Source organism: Streptomyces afghaniensis, from assembly GCF_044327915.1.
Lineage (GTDB): Bacteria > Actinomycetota > Actinomycetes > Streptomycetales > Streptomycetaceae > Streptomyces > Streptomyces afghaniensis.
The window spans coordinates 851,465-867,927 of record NZ_JBIRGJ010000003.1; the positions used below are offsets into that span (position 1 = coordinate 851,465).

The 16,463-nt window shown below is 69.3% G+C and carries 17 protein-coding genes and 3 tRNA genes; 11 read left to right on the forward strand and 9 right to left on the reverse strand.

The annotated features are described in order from the left end of the window. Positions 1-22: 22 nt before the first annotated feature. The 5 genes from ACH4G3_RS14265 to ACH4G3_RS14285 all read right to left on the reverse strand — a co-directional run bounded on the left by ACH4G3_RS14265 (position 23) and on the right by ACH4G3_RS14285 (position 2,615). The gene (locus tag ACH4G3_RS14265; protein WP_397624704.1) at positions 23-826 is read right to left on the reverse strand and encodes an ABC transporter permease; all 804 of its coding nucleotides are present in this window, start codon (positions 824-826) and stop codon (positions 23-25) included. Further along, on the reverse strand, positions 823-1,791 hold the full coding sequence (locus tag ACH4G3_RS14270; RefSeq protein WP_397624705.1) for an ABC transporter ATP-binding protein: 969 nt from the start codon (positions 1,789-1,791) through the stop codon (positions 823-825). The genes ACH4G3_RS14265 and ACH4G3_RS14270 overlap by 4 nt, the downstream gene beginning before the upstream one ends. 144 nt (positions 1,792-1,935) lie before the next feature. Next, positions 1,936-2,008: transfer RNA gene (locus tag ACH4G3_RS14275), tRNA-Gly, on the reverse strand. Between the two features lie 82 nt (positions 2,009-2,090). Next, a tRNA-Gly gene (locus ACH4G3_RS14280) sits at positions 2,091-2,162 on the reverse strand. Positions 2,163-2,297: 135 nt separating this feature from the next. After that, positions 2,298-2,615 carry a histone-like nucleoid-structuring protein Lsr2 gene (locus ACH4G3_RS14285; protein ID WP_010045046.1) on the reverse strand — a complete coding sequence of 106 codons (318 nt, stop codon included), beginning with the start codon at positions 2,613-2,615 and terminating at the stop codon, positions 2,298-2,300. A gap of 267 nt (positions 2,616-2,882) precedes the next feature. On the opposite strand from ACH4G3_RS14285, the gene purS reads away from it, so the two are divergent. The 9 genes from purS to purM all read left to right on the forward strand — a co-directional run bounded on the left by purS (position 2,883) and on the right by purM (position 11,873). Further along, on the forward strand, positions 2,883-3,146 hold the full coding sequence (purS, locus tag ACH4G3_RS14290; protein WP_397624706.1) for a phosphoribosylformylglycinamidine synthase subunit PurS: 264 nt from the start codon (positions 2,883-2,885) through the stop codon (positions 3,144-3,146). Further along, entirely contained in the window at positions 3,143-3,823 is a 681-nt protein-coding gene (purQ, locus tag ACH4G3_RS14295) for a phosphoribosylformylglycinamidine synthase subunit PurQ (RefSeq protein WP_397624707.1), read from the forward strand. The genes purS and purQ overlap by 4 nt, the downstream gene beginning before the upstream one ends. Then, positions 3,820-6,078 carry a phosphoribosylformylglycinamidine synthase subunit PurL gene (purL, locus tag ACH4G3_RS14300; protein ID WP_397624708.1) on the forward strand — a complete coding sequence of 753 codons (2,259 nt, stop codon included), beginning with the start codon at positions 3,820-3,822 and terminating at the stop codon, positions 6,076-6,078. Before purQ ends, purL begins: the two co-directional genes overlap by 4 nt. Positions 6,079-6,179: 101 nt before the next feature. Continuing rightward, positions 6,180-6,680 (forward strand): ArsR/SmtB family transcription factor, encoded by a 501-nt coding sequence (locus ACH4G3_RS14305; RefSeq protein ID WP_397624709.1) that lies wholly within the window; start codon positions 6,180-6,182, stop codon positions 6,678-6,680. 26 nt (positions 6,681-6,706) lie between these two features. Further along, a complete protein-coding gene (locus ACH4G3_RS14310) occupies positions 6,707-7,543 on the forward strand; it encodes a M23 family metallopeptidase (protein WP_397624710.1) in 837 nt (278 codons plus the stop codon). A gap of 9 nt (positions 7,544-7,552) precedes the next feature. Then, a complete protein-coding gene (locus ACH4G3_RS14315; protein WP_397624711.1) occupies positions 7,553-8,350 on the forward strand; it encodes a maleylpyruvate isomerase family mycothiol-dependent enzyme in 798 nt (265 codons plus the stop codon). Positions 8,351-8,387: 37 nt separating this feature from the next. Continuing rightward, complete coding sequence (locus tag ACH4G3_RS14320) at positions 8,388-9,167, forward strand: META domain-containing protein (RefSeq protein WP_397624712.1); 780 nt, start codon at positions 8,388-8,390, stop codon at positions 9,165-9,167. 63 nt (positions 9,168-9,230) lie between these two features. Continuing rightward, complete coding sequence (gene purF / locus ACH4G3_RS14325) at positions 9,231-10,760, forward strand: amidophosphoribosyltransferase (RefSeq protein WP_020277202.1); 1,530 nt, start codon at positions 9,231-9,233, stop codon at positions 10,758-10,760. A gap of 45 nt (positions 10,761-10,805) precedes the next feature. After that, positions 10,806-11,873, forward strand: coding sequence for a phosphoribosylformylglycinamidine cyclo-ligase (gene purM, locus ACH4G3_RS14330; RefSeq protein WP_397624713.1), 1,068 nt, complete (start codon positions 10,806-10,808; stop codon positions 11,871-11,873). 94 nt (positions 11,874-11,967) lie between these two features. On the opposite strand, the gene ACH4G3_RS14335 is transcribed toward purM, so the two are convergent. Then, positions 11,968-12,219: a DUF3073 domain-containing protein gene (locus tag ACH4G3_RS14335; protein WP_020277200.1), complete on the reverse strand. Its 252-nt coding sequence runs from the start codon at positions 12,217-12,219 to the stop codon at positions 11,968-11,970. A 299-nt stretch (positions 12,220-12,518) separates the two neighbouring features. After that, positions 12,519-13,622 carry a Leu/Phe/Val dehydrogenase gene (locus tag ACH4G3_RS14340; protein WP_397624714.1) on the reverse strand — a complete coding sequence of 368 codons (1,104 nt, stop codon included), beginning with the start codon at positions 13,620-13,622 and terminating at the stop codon, positions 12,519-12,521. Between the two features lie 222 nt (positions 13,623-13,844). Here ACH4G3_RS14340 and ACH4G3_RS14345 point away from each other — a divergent pair, with 222 nt between their 5' ends. After that, the gene (locus ACH4G3_RS14345; protein WP_397624715.1) at positions 13,845-14,690 is read left to right on the forward strand and encodes a DUF8083 family protein; all 846 of its coding nucleotides are present in this window, start codon (positions 13,845-13,847) and stop codon (positions 14,688-14,690) included. A gap of 596 nt (positions 14,691-15,286) precedes the next feature. Then, positions 15,287-15,493 carry a developmental transcriptional regulator BldC gene (gene bldC / locus ACH4G3_RS14350; RefSeq protein ID WP_003949541.1) on the forward strand — a complete coding sequence of 69 codons (207 nt, stop codon included), beginning with the start codon at positions 15,287-15,289 and terminating at the stop codon, positions 15,491-15,493. A 461-nt stretch (positions 15,494-15,954) separates the two neighbouring features. Here the strand turns inward: bldC and ACH4G3_RS14355 are convergent, their stop codons facing one another. Both ACH4G3_RS14355 and ACH4G3_RS14360 read right to left on the reverse strand, forming a co-directional pair. Then, positions 15,955-16,155, reverse strand: coding sequence for a DUF6274 family protein (locus ACH4G3_RS14355; RefSeq protein ID WP_397624716.1), 201 nt, complete (start codon positions 16,153-16,155; stop codon positions 15,955-15,957). A gap of 167 nt (positions 16,156-16,322) precedes the next feature. Beyond that, positions 16,323-16,397 (reverse strand) — tRNA-Asp (locus ACH4G3_RS14360). Positions 16,398-16,463 lie beyond the last annotated feature (66 nt).

Sequence of the window (16,463 nt, forward strand, 5' to 3'; positions counted from 1 at the left end):
CAGCCCGTCACTCCCCCTTCGGTCAGCGCCGCGGTTCCCAGCGGAACCACCGCCGTACAGCAAACACCGCGATGATGATCCAGACCACCGCCGTCGCGACGGCGCCCAGCGCCTCGGACACCGGCAGGTCGCCGGTCCAGCCGCCGCGCACCAGGGTGACGACGGGTGTCAGCGGCAGGAGTTCGCAGACGGAGGCCACCCGGTCCGGCAGCAGCTCCAGCGGGAAGAACATGCCGGAGCCCATCATCGAGATGATCATCAGCGGCATGGGTGTGACCTGGGCGCTCTCGCCGGTTCTGGTGAAGCTCGCGGTGGCGGCGGCCAGCGCGGCACACATCACGAGCCCCGACAGCAGGCCGACGACGGCCAGCTGGGGCGCGGCCGGTGCGGGCAGATCCAGCAGGACCGAGCAGCCCACCGCCAGCACCAGGCACTGCACGAGCCCGGTGAGAACGGCCGGCAGCGCGGAACCGGCCAGGATCTCGACGTCCCTCAGCTCACCGGTGCGCAGCCGCTTGAGGACCAGTTCCTCACGCCGGACGACGATGGCGCCGACGAGCACCGAGTAGACGGCGAACAGCAGGGAGAAGCCGACCGAGGCAGGCAGCACCAGGGTGCCGGTGCTCAGCCCGACTTCGGCGAGGTCCATCTCCTTCGACACCTGCGAGGTGCTGACCGGCAGCACCAGCGGTGCGAACAGCGCGGCGACGAGCGCGCCCTTGGTACGCCCGAGCAGGGTCATCTCGGCACGGGCGAGCGCCGTCATCCGGCTCAGTGGAGTAGTCGTCGACGGCGCCGGGCGGGGGGTCGTGCGGGTGGCGCTCATGCCGCGTGCTCCTTCGTCATTCCCGTGGCCTGCTGCGCGGAGACGTTCTTGGCGATCCCGAGGAACGCCTCCTCCAGGGAGGCCGACCGCACGTCCAGGCGGCGCAGTTCCACCCGGACCCGCGCAGCCCACATCAGCAGCCCGGTGGCCGTCCGCTGGAGTTCGTGGGTGCGGAGCCGGACGGTCCGGCCGTCGGTCTCGTGCCCGCTCACGCCCAGCTCGCCGAGCGGCGGGAGGTCGCCGACGAAATAGCCCTCGGGCAGTTCGAAGGAGATCCGCGACGGTTCCGCGGCGGTCACCTCGGCCGGGGTTCCGGTGGTGGCGATGCGGCCCGCGTGCATGATCGCCAGCCGGTCGGCGAGGTTCTCGGCCTCCTCCAGGTAGTGCGTGGTCAGCAGCACCGTCGTACCGCCGTCGCGCAGCGCGCTCACCAACTCCCAGGTCTCCCGGCGGCCTTCGGCGTCCAGCCCGGTGGTCGGCTCGTCCAGGAAGAGCACCTCGGGGTCACCGAGCAGCGCGAGCGCCAGATCCAGCCGGCGCCGCTGGCCGCCGGACAACTGCTTGACCCGGACGCCGGCCTTCGACTCCAGCCCGACCAGCGCCAGGACCTCCGCTGGCGGCCGGGCCCCGCTCACACACCCCGCCCACATCCGCGCGGTCTCCGCGACGGTCAGCTCGGAGGGGAAGCCGCCTTCCTGGAGCATCACGCCGGTGCGCGGCCGTACGAGGGCCCGGTCGGTGTACGGGTCGTGGCCGAGGACCCGCACCCGGCCGCCCGCCGGCACCGCCAGGCCCTCCAGCAGTTCGACGGTCGACGTCTTGCCGGCGCCGTTGGTGCCCAGCAGGGCGAAGATCTCCCCGCGTCGCACGGAAAAGGTGATTCCGCTTACCGCCTCGAACCCGCCCCCGTACACACGCCGCAGGTCAGTGACCTCAATCACGTGTTCGTGTCCGTTGGTTTCCATGTCTTCAGCGTCCCGGCCGCGCGGCCCCGGGAGCAGTGCGCGCTGTCATCACTCGGCATGACAAATGTCAGAAGCAGGGATCAGAGGCGGGGAACGGAAACACGAAGAAGACCCCGGTCCATCAGGACCGGGGTCTCATTCCCGAGCGGACGACGAGGCTCGAACTCGCGACCTCAACCTTGGCAAGGTTGCGCTCTACCAACTGAGCTACGTCCGCATATGCTCCCGACCGGCTCTCACCGATCGGTGCGGGCACCAGCCTACCTGATCCACAAGAGTGGTCGGTACTGGCGATGCAGAGCGGGTGACAGGAATCGCACACTGCGCCTTCCCCCTGGAAGGGGGATGTTCTACTACTGAACTACACCCGCATGTTTCCGTGAGCCGGGCCTTTCGGCCTCGCCCCTCGGCGTGCTCCAGACTCTAGCTGATCAGCCGGGGTGCTGCGCAAGTCGGTTGCCGCGAGGGGCGGGTGACCGGTCGTCCGGCCGGGCCTCACCGGGTCGTCACTGGGCGGCGGTGAACGCCTCGTAGACCTTCTTGGGGATGCGCCCGCGCGCGGGGACCTCCATCTTGTTCGCCTGGGCCCAGGCCCGCACGGCCGACGGGTCGGGGGCGACCTCCGTCTGCCGGTACGCCCTGCCCGAGCGGGACCGCTTGCGGCCGGCCTCCACGTAGGGTGCGAGCGCTTTCCGCAGTTCGCCGGCATTGACTTCGTTCAGGTCGATCTCGTACGACTTGCCGTCCAGTCCGAAGGCGATCGTTTCCGCCGCTTCCGAGCCGTCGATGTCGTCAAAGAGAGTGACCACGACCTTCTGCGCCACGAATATCGGTCCCTTCCTGCGGCACTTGCCAATTCATTTCTACAGTGCCTGGCAATGCAATGTGAAACTCGACTAAATCTGTCCGCGTGTCCGAACGCAATAGGTTCCGGGTGTCGACCCGGAATCTTTCCCGGAAATTTTCGTGTGTGGGTACGTCGATGCAGGATCGTGATGACGGTCACGTAGTTTCCTACAAGTCGACGCGCGTAGAATTTTTGTGCGGGTAGTCTGAAGGAACCTGCTCAGCACCACACACCGGGAGTGCCAGTGGCACGCGTCGTAGTCGACGTCATGCTCAAGCCGGAGATCCTCGACCCCCAGGGCCAGGCGGTGCAGCGCGCACTGCCGCGGCTGCGTTTCGACGGGATCTCGGACGTCCGCCAGGGAAAGCGTTTCGAACTGGAAGTTGACGGGCCGGTCGACGAGGCCGCCCTCGCCCGCATTCACGATCTTGCGGAGTCCTTCCTCGCGAACACCGTGATCGAGGACTTCACGGTCCGGGTCGAGGAAGTCGCGGAGGCCGTGAAGTGACCGCTCGTATTGGCGTCGTCACTTTCCCCGGCAGTCTGGACGACCGGGACACGCAGCGCGCGATCCGCCTCGCGGGCGCCGAGCCGGTCGCCCTGTGGCACAAGGACAAGGACCTCAAGCAGGTCGACGCCGTGGTGCTGTGCGGTGGTTTCTCCTACGGCGACTACCTGCGCGCCGGGGCCATCGCCCGTTTCTCGCCGGTCATGGAGCCCTTGCTGGAGCAGGCGAAGGCCGGTCTGCCGGTGCTCGGCATCTGCAACGGCTTCCAGATCCTCACCGAGGCCCACCTGCTGCCCGGCACGATGCTGCGCAACAACCATCTGCACTTCATCTGCCGTGACCAGAAGCTGCGGGTGGAGAACGCCGAGACGGCCTGGACCAGCGACTACACCGCCGGCCAGGAGATCCACATCCCGCTGAAGAACATCGACGGGCAGTACGTCGCCGACCAGCACACGCTGGACGCGCTGGAGTCCGAGGGCCGGGTCGCCTTCCGGTACCTGGACGTCAACCCCAACGGCTCGAACAACGACATCGCGGGCGTCACCAACGAGGTCGGCAACGTCGTAGGCCTCATGCCGCACCCCGAGCACGCCGTCGAGCCGCTGATCGGCACCGGCCGTACCGACGGCCTCCCGTTCTTCACCTCGATCCTCAAGAAGCTGGTCAACGCATGAGCCGGACGCCTCTGGACACGGTCGAGCACGCGGCCGCGACCCCCGACGTCGAGCTGCCCTGGGCCGAACTCGGCCTGAAGAAGGACGAGTACGAGCGCGTGGTCGAGATCCTCGGCCGCCGGCCCACCGGTGCCGAGCTCGCCATGTACTCGGTGATGTGGTCCGAGCACTGCTCGTACAAGAGCAGCAAGGTGCACCTGCGCCAGTTCGGCGAGAAGGCGCCCGAGAACGACGCCATGCTCGTCGGCATCGGCGAGAACGCCGGTGTCGTGGACGTCGGCCAGGGTTACGCGGTCACCTTCAAGGTCGAGTCGCACAACCACCCGTCGTACGTCGAGCCCTACCAGGGCGCGGCCACCGGTGTCGGCGGCATCGTCCGCGACATCATCGCCATGGGCGCCCGGCCGGTGGCGGTCGTCGACCCGCTGCGGTTCGGCGCGGCCGACCACCCCGACACCAAGCGCGTGCTGCCGGGTGTCGTCGCCGGCATCGGCGGCTACGGCAACTGCCTGGGCCTGCCCAACATCGGCGGCGAGGTCGTCTTCGACGCCTGCTACCAGGGCAACCCGCTGGTCAACGCCGGGTGCATCGGCGTGATGCGGCACGAGGACATCCACCTCGCGAAGGCGTCCGGCGCGGGCAACAAGGTCATCCTGTACGGGGCCCGGACCGGCGGCGACGGCATCGGCGGCGCCTCGATCCTGGCCTCCGAGACCTTCGACGACGCGAAGCCCTCGAAGCGCCCGGCCGTCCAGGTCGGCGACCCCTTCCAGGAGAAGCTCCTCATCGAGTGCACCCTGGAGGCCTTCAAGGAGAAGCTGGTCGTCGGCATCCAGGACCTGGGCGCGGCGGGCCTGTCCTGTGCCACCAGTGAGCTGGCCTCCAACGGCTCCGGCGGCATGCGCGTGACGCTGGACGACGTCCCCCTGCGCGACTCGACGCTCTCGCCCGAGGAAATCCTCATGAGCGAGTCGCAGGAGCGCATGTGCGCGGTCGTCGAGCCGGAGAAGGTCGACCGCTTCCTGGAGATCTGCGAGAAGTGGGACGTCATCGCCACCGTCATCGGTGAGGTGACCGACGGCGACCGCCTGGAGATCTACTGGCACGGCGGCAAGATCGTCGACGTCGACCCGCGCACGGTGGCCCACGAGGGCCCGGTCTACGAGCGCCCGTACGCCCGCCCGTCCTGGCAGGACGCCCTCCAGGCGGACGACGCGAACAAGCTGCCGCGGCCGGCGACGAGCGAGGAGCTGAAGGACCAGGTCCTGAAGCTGGTCGGCTCCCCGAACCAGGCCTCCAAGTCCTGGATCACCTCCCAGTACGACCATTTCGTGCAGGGCAACACGGTCCTCGCCCAGCCCGAGGACTCCGGCATGATCCGGATCGACGAGGAGACCGGCCTCGGCGTGGCCCTCGCCACGGACGGCAACGGCCGGTACGCCAAGCTCGACCCGTACGCGGGCGCGCAGCTGGCGCTGGCGGAGGCCTACCGCAACGTGGCGACGACGGGCGCCAAGCCGCTCGCCGTCTCGGACTGCCTGAACTTCGGCTCGCCCGAGGACCCGGCGGTGATGTGGCAGTTCGCGGAGGCCGTGCGCGGTCTGGCGGACGCCTGCCAGCAGCTCGGCACCCCGGTGACCGGCGGCAACGTGTCCCTCTACAACCAGACGGGCGAGGCGGCCATCCACCCGACCCCGGTCGTCGCGGTCCTGGGCGTCATCGACGACGTGGCCCGCCGCACGCCGGTCGCCTTCCAGGAGGAGGGGCAGCTGCTCTACCTCCTCGGCGACACGCGTGAGGAGTTCGGCGGTTCGGCCTGGTCGCAGGTCGTCCACGACCACCTCGGCGGCCTCCCCCCGAAGGTCGACCTGGAGCGCGAGCGCCTGCTCGCCGAGATCCTGATCGCCGCCTCCCGCGACGGCATGATCGACTCCGCGCACGACCTGTCCGACGGCGGTCTGATCCAGGCGGTCGTCGAGTCGGCGCTGCTGGGCGGCAAGGGCGCGCGCCTGATCGTCCCGGACGGCTTGGACGCCTTCACCTTCCTCTTCTCCGAATCGGCGGGCCGCGCGGTCGTGGCCGTGCCGCGTTCGGAGGAAGTCCGCTTCAACGACATGTGCGGTGCGCGGGGCCTGCCGGCCACCCGTATCGGTGTCGTGGACGGTGACGCGGTGGACATCCAGGGCGAGTTCACGCTCCCCCTCTCCGAGCTGCGCGAGCTCCACGAGGGGACGATTCCGGCGCTGCTGGCGTAGCCAGGCATGCCAGGCCCCGCCCGTCATGGTGACGGGCGGGGCCTTCGCATGTCCGGACCCACCTCTTGTACGCAGTTACGTAGTTCCGTAATATCCACGGTGTGGAACTGGAACAACGTGTCGCCGACCTCGAACGACGGCTCGCGGCCCTGGAAGGCGCCCACCGCGCCGGACCCCGCCTCGACGCAGGCGACTTCTGGGCTCTGAACGGGCTGAAGGAGCAGCTGTCCGAGCTGGGAGCCGCCGACGGCGGTGTCCTCTACACCGGCTCCGTACGCCTGCCGACGGGCGAGCAGTACGCGTGGCAGACGGGAGCCCTGACGGACGGGCTGCTGGAGGTGGACTGGGCACCGGTCGCCGAGTCGTTCGCGGCACTCGGCCACCCGGTCCGGATCCGGCTGCTGCGCGAGATCCTCGGCGGCCGACGCACCGCGGCGGATCTCGCCGAGCTGGACGAGGTCGGCACGACCGGCCAGATCTACCACCACCTGCGCCAGCTGACCGGCGCCGGCTGGCTGCACACGACCGGCCGAGGCCGCTACGAGGTGCCGCCGGGGCGGGTCGTACCGCTGCTGGTGGCGGTGGCGGTGGCCCGGCCCTGACACAGACGGGGGAACGAGGGAGAGACATGACCGGACGCAAACTGGCCGCACTGGCCTACCGCGGTCTGCAGCTGACCTTCTTATGTGCGGTGATCGCCCACTACGCGCTGGACCTGAGCTATCCGTGGTGGTGGAACTTCCTGCCGGCGGTCCTGGCGTACACCGTCGTCATCGTGGCCAACCGGTGGGGCGGTGCCCCGGACAGCCCTCGAGCGGCCCGGGAGCCCGTCGAGGTCGCCCCGCCCGTCACCGGCCGCTGGCTGGCGCTGAACAGCCCGGCCGACCGCACGCCGAGTCACGGCACGCACGCCTACGGCCAGACGTTCGCCATCGACATGGTCGCCGAGCCCGAGCAGGGCGCCCGGCCCGGTTTCCGCCGGCTGTGGCCGCTCGCGCGCCGGAGCGAAGCCTTCCCCGGCTTCGGCGTCCCCATCCTCGCCGTCGCCGACGGCAGGGTCGTACGGGCCGCCGACGGACAGCGCGACCACCTGAGCCGTACGTCGCTGCCCTCGCTGCTGTACCTGATGCTCCTGGAGGGCTCCGTGCGCGACCTGTTCGGCGCCAAGCGGATCATCGGCAACCACGTGATCCTGGATCTCGGCGACGGCACCCACGCCCTGTACGCCCATCTGCGGCGCGGCTCCCTCACCGTCCGCGAGGGCGACCGGGTACACGCCGGACAGCCGCTCGCCGCCTGCGGGAACTCGGGCAACTCGACAGAGCCCCACCTGCACTTCCAGCTCATGGACGGCTCCGATCCCGACACCGCCCGGGGCGTCCCCTTCACCTGGCGTGGCCTCGGCGTACCCCGCAACGGCGAGGTGTTCGAGGTCCCCGAACCGGCCCCGGCCCCCCGCGCCTAGGCTGCCCCCATGCCCCCGGCCAAGAAGCGCGCCCGCAGCTACGACCCCGTCAAGATCCGCACCGCGGTCCTCACTCAGTTCGGGCACGTGCGCGAGGCCGTACGCACCTTCACCCCCGACCAGCTCGCGCTGCCCACCCGGCTGGGGGACTGGACGGTACGGGACCTCGCCGCGCACGTGACCATGGCCGTGGAGACCGTCAGCCGCAACCTCGACCGGGAGGAGCCGGCGAAACCGGAGCTCGCCCTCCTCGACTGGCCCTTCGCCACCGCCGCCCGCGCCGGTGACATCGCTGACGGCACCCGTGAGCTCGCCGCCGCCAACCCCGACCTCGACGCCCTCTACGCCCGCACCGAGGAGCGCCTCACGCGCAAGCTGGCCGACGCGCCCGGCGATCGCGTCCTCGCCGCCCGCACCGGCGCCATCACCCTCGCCGACTACCTGGTCACCCGCACCGTCGAACTCGTCGTCCACACCGACGACCTGAACGCCGCCGTCCCCGGCCTCGACATCCCCTACGACCGCCAGGCCCTCGCCGCCTGCACCCGTCTCCTCGCCGACGCCCTCGCCGTGAAGGCGCCCGGCGGCTCCACCGAGGTGCGGATCCCGCCGTACGCGGTGGTGCAGTGCGTGGCGGGCCCGAGGCACACCCGGGGCACCCCGCCCAGCGTCGTCGAGACGGACCCGCTGACCTGGATCCGGCTGGCCACCGGGCGGCTGGCCTGGGCACAGGCGCTCCAGGACGCCCGCGTGAGCGCCAGTGGCGAGCGGGCGGACCTTTCGGCCCACCTGCCGCTGATGGCATAAGGGGAACCGATCACCCCGGGTCCCCCGTCGAAGTGGCATGGACAGGCAGAAGCAGCGCATGACCCTGACGGCCGCCGCCATGCTCGTCCCGCTCATGGCGGCCTGCGGCAACGAGAAGGCGGACGGCGGCAGCGGTTCGGTCGGTGCCGGGAAGCCGGTGACGGTGACGGGCGTGCGGTGGAGCGTGGACAGCGTCACCGCCGACGGAAAGACCCAGAAGGCCCCCACCGGCGCCCACGTGACCATCGACAAGGGCCGGGCCGAGGGCAGCTTCGGATGCAACAAGTTCGGCGCCGAGGCCACCGTCGACGGCGACCGCATCCGGCTCAGCAAGACCATGTCCACGGAGATGGCCTGCGAGAACAAGCCCATGGACTTCGAGGAGACCCTCGCCCGCACACTCTCCGACCGGGAGCTCCAGGCCCGGGTGGACGGCGACCGCCTCACCCTCACCACCGGCCAGGGGGACACCGTCCGCCTGACCAAGGCGAAGGACGCCCCGCTGAGCGGCACCAGGTGGACGGTCACGACCCCGGACACCGACGGCCGCGCCCACCTCACCTTCGACGCGAAGAAGGGCACCGTCTCCGGCAGCCTGGGCTGCAACAAGGTGAACGCCGAGGCCACCGTCCGCGACGGCCATATCACCCTCGGCCGCCCGGCCACGACCCGAATGATGTGCGAAGACTCACTCATGTCCGACGAGAAGGCCCTGCTGCGACTTTTCGACGGGAAGCTGAAGTACGGAGTCGATCACCAAACTCTGACGCTGACCAGCGAAAACGGCACGAGTGTGCGAGCCGTCGCCGACCGGTGATCCACTGAAAAGTCCGGTATCCCCAATTCGGACCAGTGGACGACCTCGCCTACACTCGGTGGCGTGCCACGTGGTGACGGACGACTCAACCACGACCTGCTCCCCGGTGAGAAGGGCCCCCAGGACGCTTGTGGCGTCTTCGGTGTCTGGGCTCCGGGCGAAGAGGTCGCCAAGCTCACGTACTTCGGGCTCTACGCCCTCCAGCATCGAGGCCAGGAATCCGCGGGAATCGCGGTCAGCAACGGCTCACAGATCCTCGTCTTCAAGGACATGGGCCTGGTCTCCCAGGTCTTCGACGAGACCTCACTCGGTTCGCTCCAGGGTCATATCGCGGTCGGTCACGCCCGCTACTCGACCACCGGCGCCTCCGTGTGGGAGAACGCCCAGCCGACGTTCCGTGCCACCGGGCACGGCTCCATCGCGCTCGGGCACAACGGCAACCTCGTCAACACCGCCCAGCTCGCCGAGATGGTCGCCGACCTGCCCAAGCAGGAAGGCGGCCGTACGCCGCGCGTCGCGGCCACCAACGACACCGACCTGCTGACCGCGCTCCTCGCGGCCCAGGTCGACGAGGACGGCAAGCCGCTGACCATCGAGGAGGCGGCCGGCCAGGTCCTGCCCCAGGTGCGCGGCGCCTTCAGCCTCGTCTTCATGGACGAGAACACGCTGTACGCCGCCCGCGACCCGCAGGGCATCCGCCCGCTGGTCCTCGGCCGGCTGGAGCGCGGCTGGGTCGTCGCCTCCGAGTCCGCGGCCCTCGACATCTGCGGCGCCGCGTACGTCCGCGAGATAGAGCCGGGCGAGTTCGTCGCCATCGACGAGAACGGCCTGCGCACGTCCCGATTCGCGGAAGCGAAGCCCAAGGGCTGTGTCTTCGAGTACGTGTACCTGGCCCGCCCCGACACCGACATCGCCGGCCGGAACGTCTACCTCTCCCGCGTGGAGATGGGCCGCAAGCTGGCGAAGGAGTCCCCGGTCGAGGCCGACCTGGTGATAGCGACCCCGGAGTCCGGCACCCCGGCGGCCATCGGTTACGCCGAGGCCTCGGGCATCCCCTTCGGCGCCGGCCTGGTGAAGAACGCCTACGTCGGCCGTACGTTCATCCAGCCCTCGCAGACCATCCGCCAGCTGGGCATCCGCCTGAAGCTGAACCCGCTGAAGGAAGTCATCAAGGGCAAGCGCCTGGTCGTCGTCGACGACTCGATCGTGCGCGGCAACACCCAGCGGGCCCTGGTCCGCATGCTCCGCGAGGCCGGCGCCGCCGAGGTCCACATCCGGATCTCCTCGCCGCCCGTGAAGTGGCCCTGCTTCTTCGGCATCGACTTCGCCACCCGCGCCGAGCTCATCGCCAACGGCATGACGATCGACGAGATCGGCACCTCCCTGGGCGCCGACTCCCTGGCCTACATCTCCATCGACGGCATGATCGAGGCGACCACCATCGCCAAGCCGAACCTGTGCCGCGCCTGCTTCGACGGCGAATACCCGATGGAACTCCCGGATCCCGAGCTGCTCGGCAAGCAGCTCCTGGAGACGGAGCTGGCCGCCGGCCCGGCCGCCACGGCCGCCGCCGACGCGATCCGCCGCCCGTAGGCAGCCCGCAATACCTGCTGTACGACACGAAGGTTCTCATTAGCCATGTCTGAGACAACTGGTGCCAGCTACGCAGCCGCGGGCGTCGACATCGAAGCGGGAGACCGCGCCGTCGAGCTGATGAAGGAATGGGTGAAGAAGGCCCAGCGCCCCGAGGTCCTCGGCGGCCTCGGCGGCTTCGCCGGCCTCTTCGACGCCTCCGCCCTGAAGAACTACGAGCGGCCCCTGCTCGCCTCCGCCACGGACGGCGTCGGCACCAAGGTCGACATCGCCCGCCGGCTCGGCATCTACGACACCATCGGCCACGACCTGGTCGCCATGGTCATGGACGACATCGTGGTGTGCGGCGCCGAGCCGCTGTTCATGACCGACTACATCTGCGTCGGCAAGGTCCACCCCGAGCGCGTCGCCGCCATCGTCAAGGGCATCGCCGAGGGCTGTGTGCTGGCCGGCTGCGCCCTGGTCGGCGGCGAGACGGCCGAGCACCCGGGCCTGCTGGGCGAGGACGACTTCGACGTCGCCGGCGCCGGCACGGGCGTCGTGGAGGCCGACCGGCTGCTCGGCGCGGATCGTATCCGTACGGGTGACGCGGTGATCGCCATGGCGTCCTCCGGTCTTCACTCGAACGGGTACTCCCTTGTCCGGCACGTCCTGCTGGACCAGGCCGGCCTCGCGCTGGACACCCACGTCGACGAGCTCGGCCGCACCCTCGGCGAGGAACTGCTGGAGCCGACGAAGATCTACTCGCTGGACTGCCTGGCCCTGATGCGCACCACCGAGGTGCACGCCTTCAGCCACGTCACTGGCGGCGGACTCGCGGCCAACCTCGCCCGGGTCGTCCCCGACGACCTGCACGCGATCGTCGACCGCTCCACCTGGACCCCCGGCCCGGTCTTCGACCTCGTCGGCCGGACGGGGAACGTCGAGCGCCTGGAGCTGGAGAAGACCCTGAACATGGGCGTCGGCATGATCGCGATCGTGCCGCAGGAGTCCACGGACGTGGCCCTGGCGACCCTGGCCGACCGTGGCGTGGACGCCTGGGTGGCCGGAGAGATCACGGACCGGGGCGAGCACACCACTGGTGCCGCCCTGATCGGTGACTACGACAACTGAGGCACGGGGTCGAAACCCCGCGAGACCTTGCAAGCAGCACAGAACCCGGTCGGTGACCTTTCAGTCACCGACCGGGAACATGCTCAGTGCAAGGTCAAGCGCCGCGACGGTGTTGCGAGGACTGGTCGTCCTCGTCTTCGTCGTCGTCCTCGTAGAGGTCGGCGTACCGTGCGTACAGGTCGTCGTCCTGATCATCGTCCTCGAACGGCCCGCCGTTAGGCGGCTGCGGATTCGAAGGCGATGCACCCAGCTCCTCGGCCAGGCGTGAGAGGTCAGTCCCACCGCTGTTGTACTTCAGCTGGCGGGCGACCTTCGTCTGCTTGGCCTTGGCCCGGCCGCGCCCCATGGCTCGACCCCCTCAACGACGGGGCTCGACGGCCCCAGAGTCTTGACACGCGTTCATGGTCCGGCACGGACTCTCCGCGGAGAGACCGGTCCGTAGGGCTTCCACGGTACCTGAGCCCGCGCCCATACGGTACGTCGCCCGCATGACGTGCCCGCGCCCAGGACCTTCGAGGCGCCCCGTCCTCGCTGGTCAACCGCGATTTTAACCACTTATCGGCGGTCGACCCGCCGGTAGAAGTGAGAGTTCTCTCTAACTGCCCACCGACGGGTACCGGCCAAACGTACGAGAGCGCTCCCGAATCAGCGCGCCCGGCGGGCCGCGGCCGCGTCGTGCATGCGCTGCTCGGCGATCCGGTCGGCCGCGGCAGCCGGCGGAATGCCGTCTTCCTTCGCACGTGCGAATATGGCCAGCGTGGTGTCGAAGATCTTCGCCGCCTTGGCCTTGCACCGCTCGAAGTCGAAGCCGTGCAGCTCGTCGGCCACCTGGATGACGCCGCCGGCGTTCACCACGTAGTCCGGCGCGTAGAGGATCCCGCGGTCGGCGAGGTCCTTCTCCACGCCCGGGTGGGCGAGCTGGTTGTTGGCGGCCCCGCAGACCACCTCGGCGGTCAGCACCGGCACGGTGTCGTCGTCCAGCGCCCCGCCCAGTGCACAAGGGGCGTAGATGCCCAGACCGTCGATGCGGATCAGCTCGTCGGTGTCCTTCACGGCCATGACGTCCCGGTGCCGCTCGGTGATCCGCCGTACGGCGTCCTCGCGCACGTCCGTGACGAAGACCTCGGCGCCCTCCTTCACCAGGTGCTCCACCAGGTGGTGGCCGACCTTGCCGACGCCGGCGATGCCGACCCGCTTCGCGCGCAGCGACGGGTCGCCCCACAGGTGCTGCGCGGAGGCCCGCATGCCCTGGTAGACGCCGTAGGCGGTGAGGACGGAGGAGTCCCCGGCGCCGCCGTTCTCGGGGGAGCGGCCGGTGGTCCAGCGGCACTCGCGGGCCACGACGTCCATGTCGGCGACGTACGTCCCGACGTCGCAGGCGGTGACGTACCGGCCGCCGAGGGAGGCGACGAACCGGCCGTAGGCGAGGAGCAGCTCCTCGGTCTTGATCCGCTCCGGGTCGCCGATGATCACGGCCTTGCCGCCGCCGTGGTCGAGACCGGCCATGGCGTTCTTGTACGACATCCCGCGGGCGAGGTTCAGCGCGTCGGCGACGGCCTCGGCCTCGTTCGCGTACGGGTAGAAGCGCGTACCGCCGAGCGCGGGGCCCAGGGCGGTGGAGTGGATGGCGATGACGGCCTTGAGGCCGCTCGCGCGGTCCTGACAGAGCACGACTTGCTCATGACCCCCCTGGTCCGAGTGGAACAGGGTGTGCAGTACATCAGCAGGTGCGCCGGTTACGTCGGTCACTGTGGTGACTCCTGAGTAAGTAGCGGCGAGTGGAGACCAGCTCCCGTGCGGGTGGCGGGGCTGTTGAGCATGAGATTAGAGCCTGGGGGCCCCGCCGGCCGCACCGTGCTCAGGATCACCTCCGACCGGAGTACACCCGTGCGACGATTTGCATAGATTTCCCGCGCGTTTGTGAGTGGGTTCCGCAGGTTTTCGCGACGATGGGCGGGGGAGGGAGCAGGCGTGCCCAAGGTGTCCTCGGTGATCGTCCCCTACGCGACCTATCTGCGCGTGTACGAACCGCTGGCCGCCTTCGCGGAACCGGAGCGCAGCCACTGGGCCCGCTACGCCCGCCGTCCGGACCGTCCCTCGTACCAGGACGAACTCCGCCGTGCGCTGGCCGACTTGGCGCCCACCCCGCCGGTCCTGGTGCCGGTGCACGAGAGCGAGGACGCCTTCGTGCTGGACGTCGACGGCGTCGTCTGCGTCTGCCCCTGGCGCACCCGGCTGCGCGGCTGGCAGGCCCTGGAGGAGCTCTCCGAGGAGCTCCCGCCGCCCGTCTTGGACGCGGTCCTGCCGCCCTTCCTGCGCCACCAGGCGGCCCAGGACTACGAGCGCTGGCTGACGGAGAACCCGGACGCCCGGCCGTGGATCCGTACGGCGACCTGGCAGGTGCCGATCAACTGGTTCGTGCTGGTCTCCGACGAGGAGCGCGAGTACGACAAGGGCGACAGCGTGGACAGCCCGCCGGTCCTGCGCTACCGCACGCCCATGGTCCAGGCCCGGCGCCGGGTGGCCCGGGGCCTGCGGGCCCTGAAGGAGGCCATGGACGAGGGGCCGCTGATCGACGGCCTCGTGGACGTCGGGCGCTGGCTGGAGGAGTTCCACCCGCGCTCGCTCGTGGAGCTGGACTACGGCGGCCTGGTGCACGCCGTGCCGCCCGGGGCGCTGGAGGACGACCATTCGGCGGCGGACGTGGCCGAGGGGATCGCCGCGCTGCGCCGGGGTGACGGGGCGGCCGCGGGGTCGGCGTACGCCCGGCTGGTCGAGCGGTGGCGTTCCGTACGCGATCTGCGGTCGGCGAACTGACCTCTGACCTTCGGTTCCTACGGACCGCTCGCGACCGGTCACGAACAGGCGTTTGACGTACCGCCCGTTTTGGGGTTTCGTCCTCGCACCGACGTTCCTGAAGAGCTCTCCGCGTTTGCTGAAGCCTTGTCAACAACGGACGTAGGTCCCGATCCGGGCGTACCTCTCAAGTAGGCCAAGCGTGACGGAGTACACGTACGAGGCCCTTGCGCCCCTTGCCCCTCCTCATGCCAAAATAGGACAAGGAGTCCGGGGGGCTCCTTCCGTCCCGTTGTGCTGGATTGTGGGCGGAATCTCAGCATTGCACGCTTTGGGGGGTCTCGTGACTCCTGATCGTCCTGTGACTGATCGTCACAGTGGCGTGACTGTCCGCTATGGCATGGTCCATCGGCTTCCGTCGCTGATGAACACCTGGGAGGGCAATTCCATCGGTTTGGCCGACGCGGCTGGACAGATGGTGTAGTTGTAGTGCCGAGGACAAGCCGTTCGTCCTATAACCGACTCGACTCGCGTCCGCCATTTCGGGCAACGCGGGTCAAGGTGCAGAATTTAGAGGAAAGAACCGAGAAGGTTCGGTTCTCCCGAGGAGGCCGCTCATGACCGCTCGCACCCCTGATGCCGAGCCGCTGCTGACCCCGGCTGAGGTCGCCACCATGTTCCGCGTCGACCCCAAGACGGTCACGCGGTGGGCGAAGGCCGGCAAGCTCACGTCGATCCGCACGCTCGGCGGGCATCGCCGCTACCGCGAGGCCGAGGTCCGCGCTCTGCTCGCGGGCATTCCGCAGCAGCGCAGCGAGGCCTGAACAACTGAATAACCGGGCAAACCGGCTGGTCCCCCATCAGCCGAGGCGCCCGAACGACAGCTCCAAGCGACGCGGGTCCTGCCCCAACAGGCCCCACGCCCACGCCAGTCAGAGCTCTCCAGGCATGTAAACAGGGTGCGTCGTCGATCGCGCTGGACTCCGCCGGGTCCAGCGCGATCTTTTTTGTGTGCCGGCTGTCGGACTCGTGGCCTGGCTGTGAGCGGCCTTGTCGGAGTCTGGGGAGGGGTGTCGGATCCGCTGTGTGCGGCACCGCCGAAGGGGTGCAATTGCACATATTAAATTGACCCCTTGTAGGCGGGGTGTAAGTACCGCACTTTTCAAAACTCATGCGGTGACACCCGTCACATACCAAGCGGCTTGTTAGCTCCGCTGCGGGTGCGGTAGTGGAACCATCGGCTCCAGCATCCCGTGTACGAAGGGGTGTTGGGACCGGCCTCCGGTCAGGCTCGCGCCGGACTCTCGGTCTCGACGGCCCCCTGGGAGGCCTGGGCGGTGCGTTGGGCGGACTGGGCGGACTCCATCGCCAGCCGCAGCAGGTGATGGCAGATCGGACAGTGGCGAGTGAGATGCCGGTACGACGACGCGGCCGACAGGTGCGCACGGAGCAGGGCCCGCGTCTCGTGCCTGACCGATGCCGCCATACGCCACCTCCGGAAGGCCGAACGGGAACGGCCCTGGTTTCTGGGTACCGAGGGAACGAGAGGCCGTCAAGACGGCGTGAGGGCCCGCGACGGGGCATTGCACAGGTCAGGGGCGCGAGGGCGCACAAAGAAAGAGCCCGGATCCGAAGATCCGGGCTCTTTCACTGCGGTCCTGACGGGATTTGAACCCGCGGCCTCCACCTTGACAGGGTGGCGAGCACTCCAAACTGCTCCACAGGACCAGGTTTTGCGGCGCGATTCGTGCGTTGCGCTGCGAGAAGAGACTCTACAGGAGGGCGGGGTCCTGG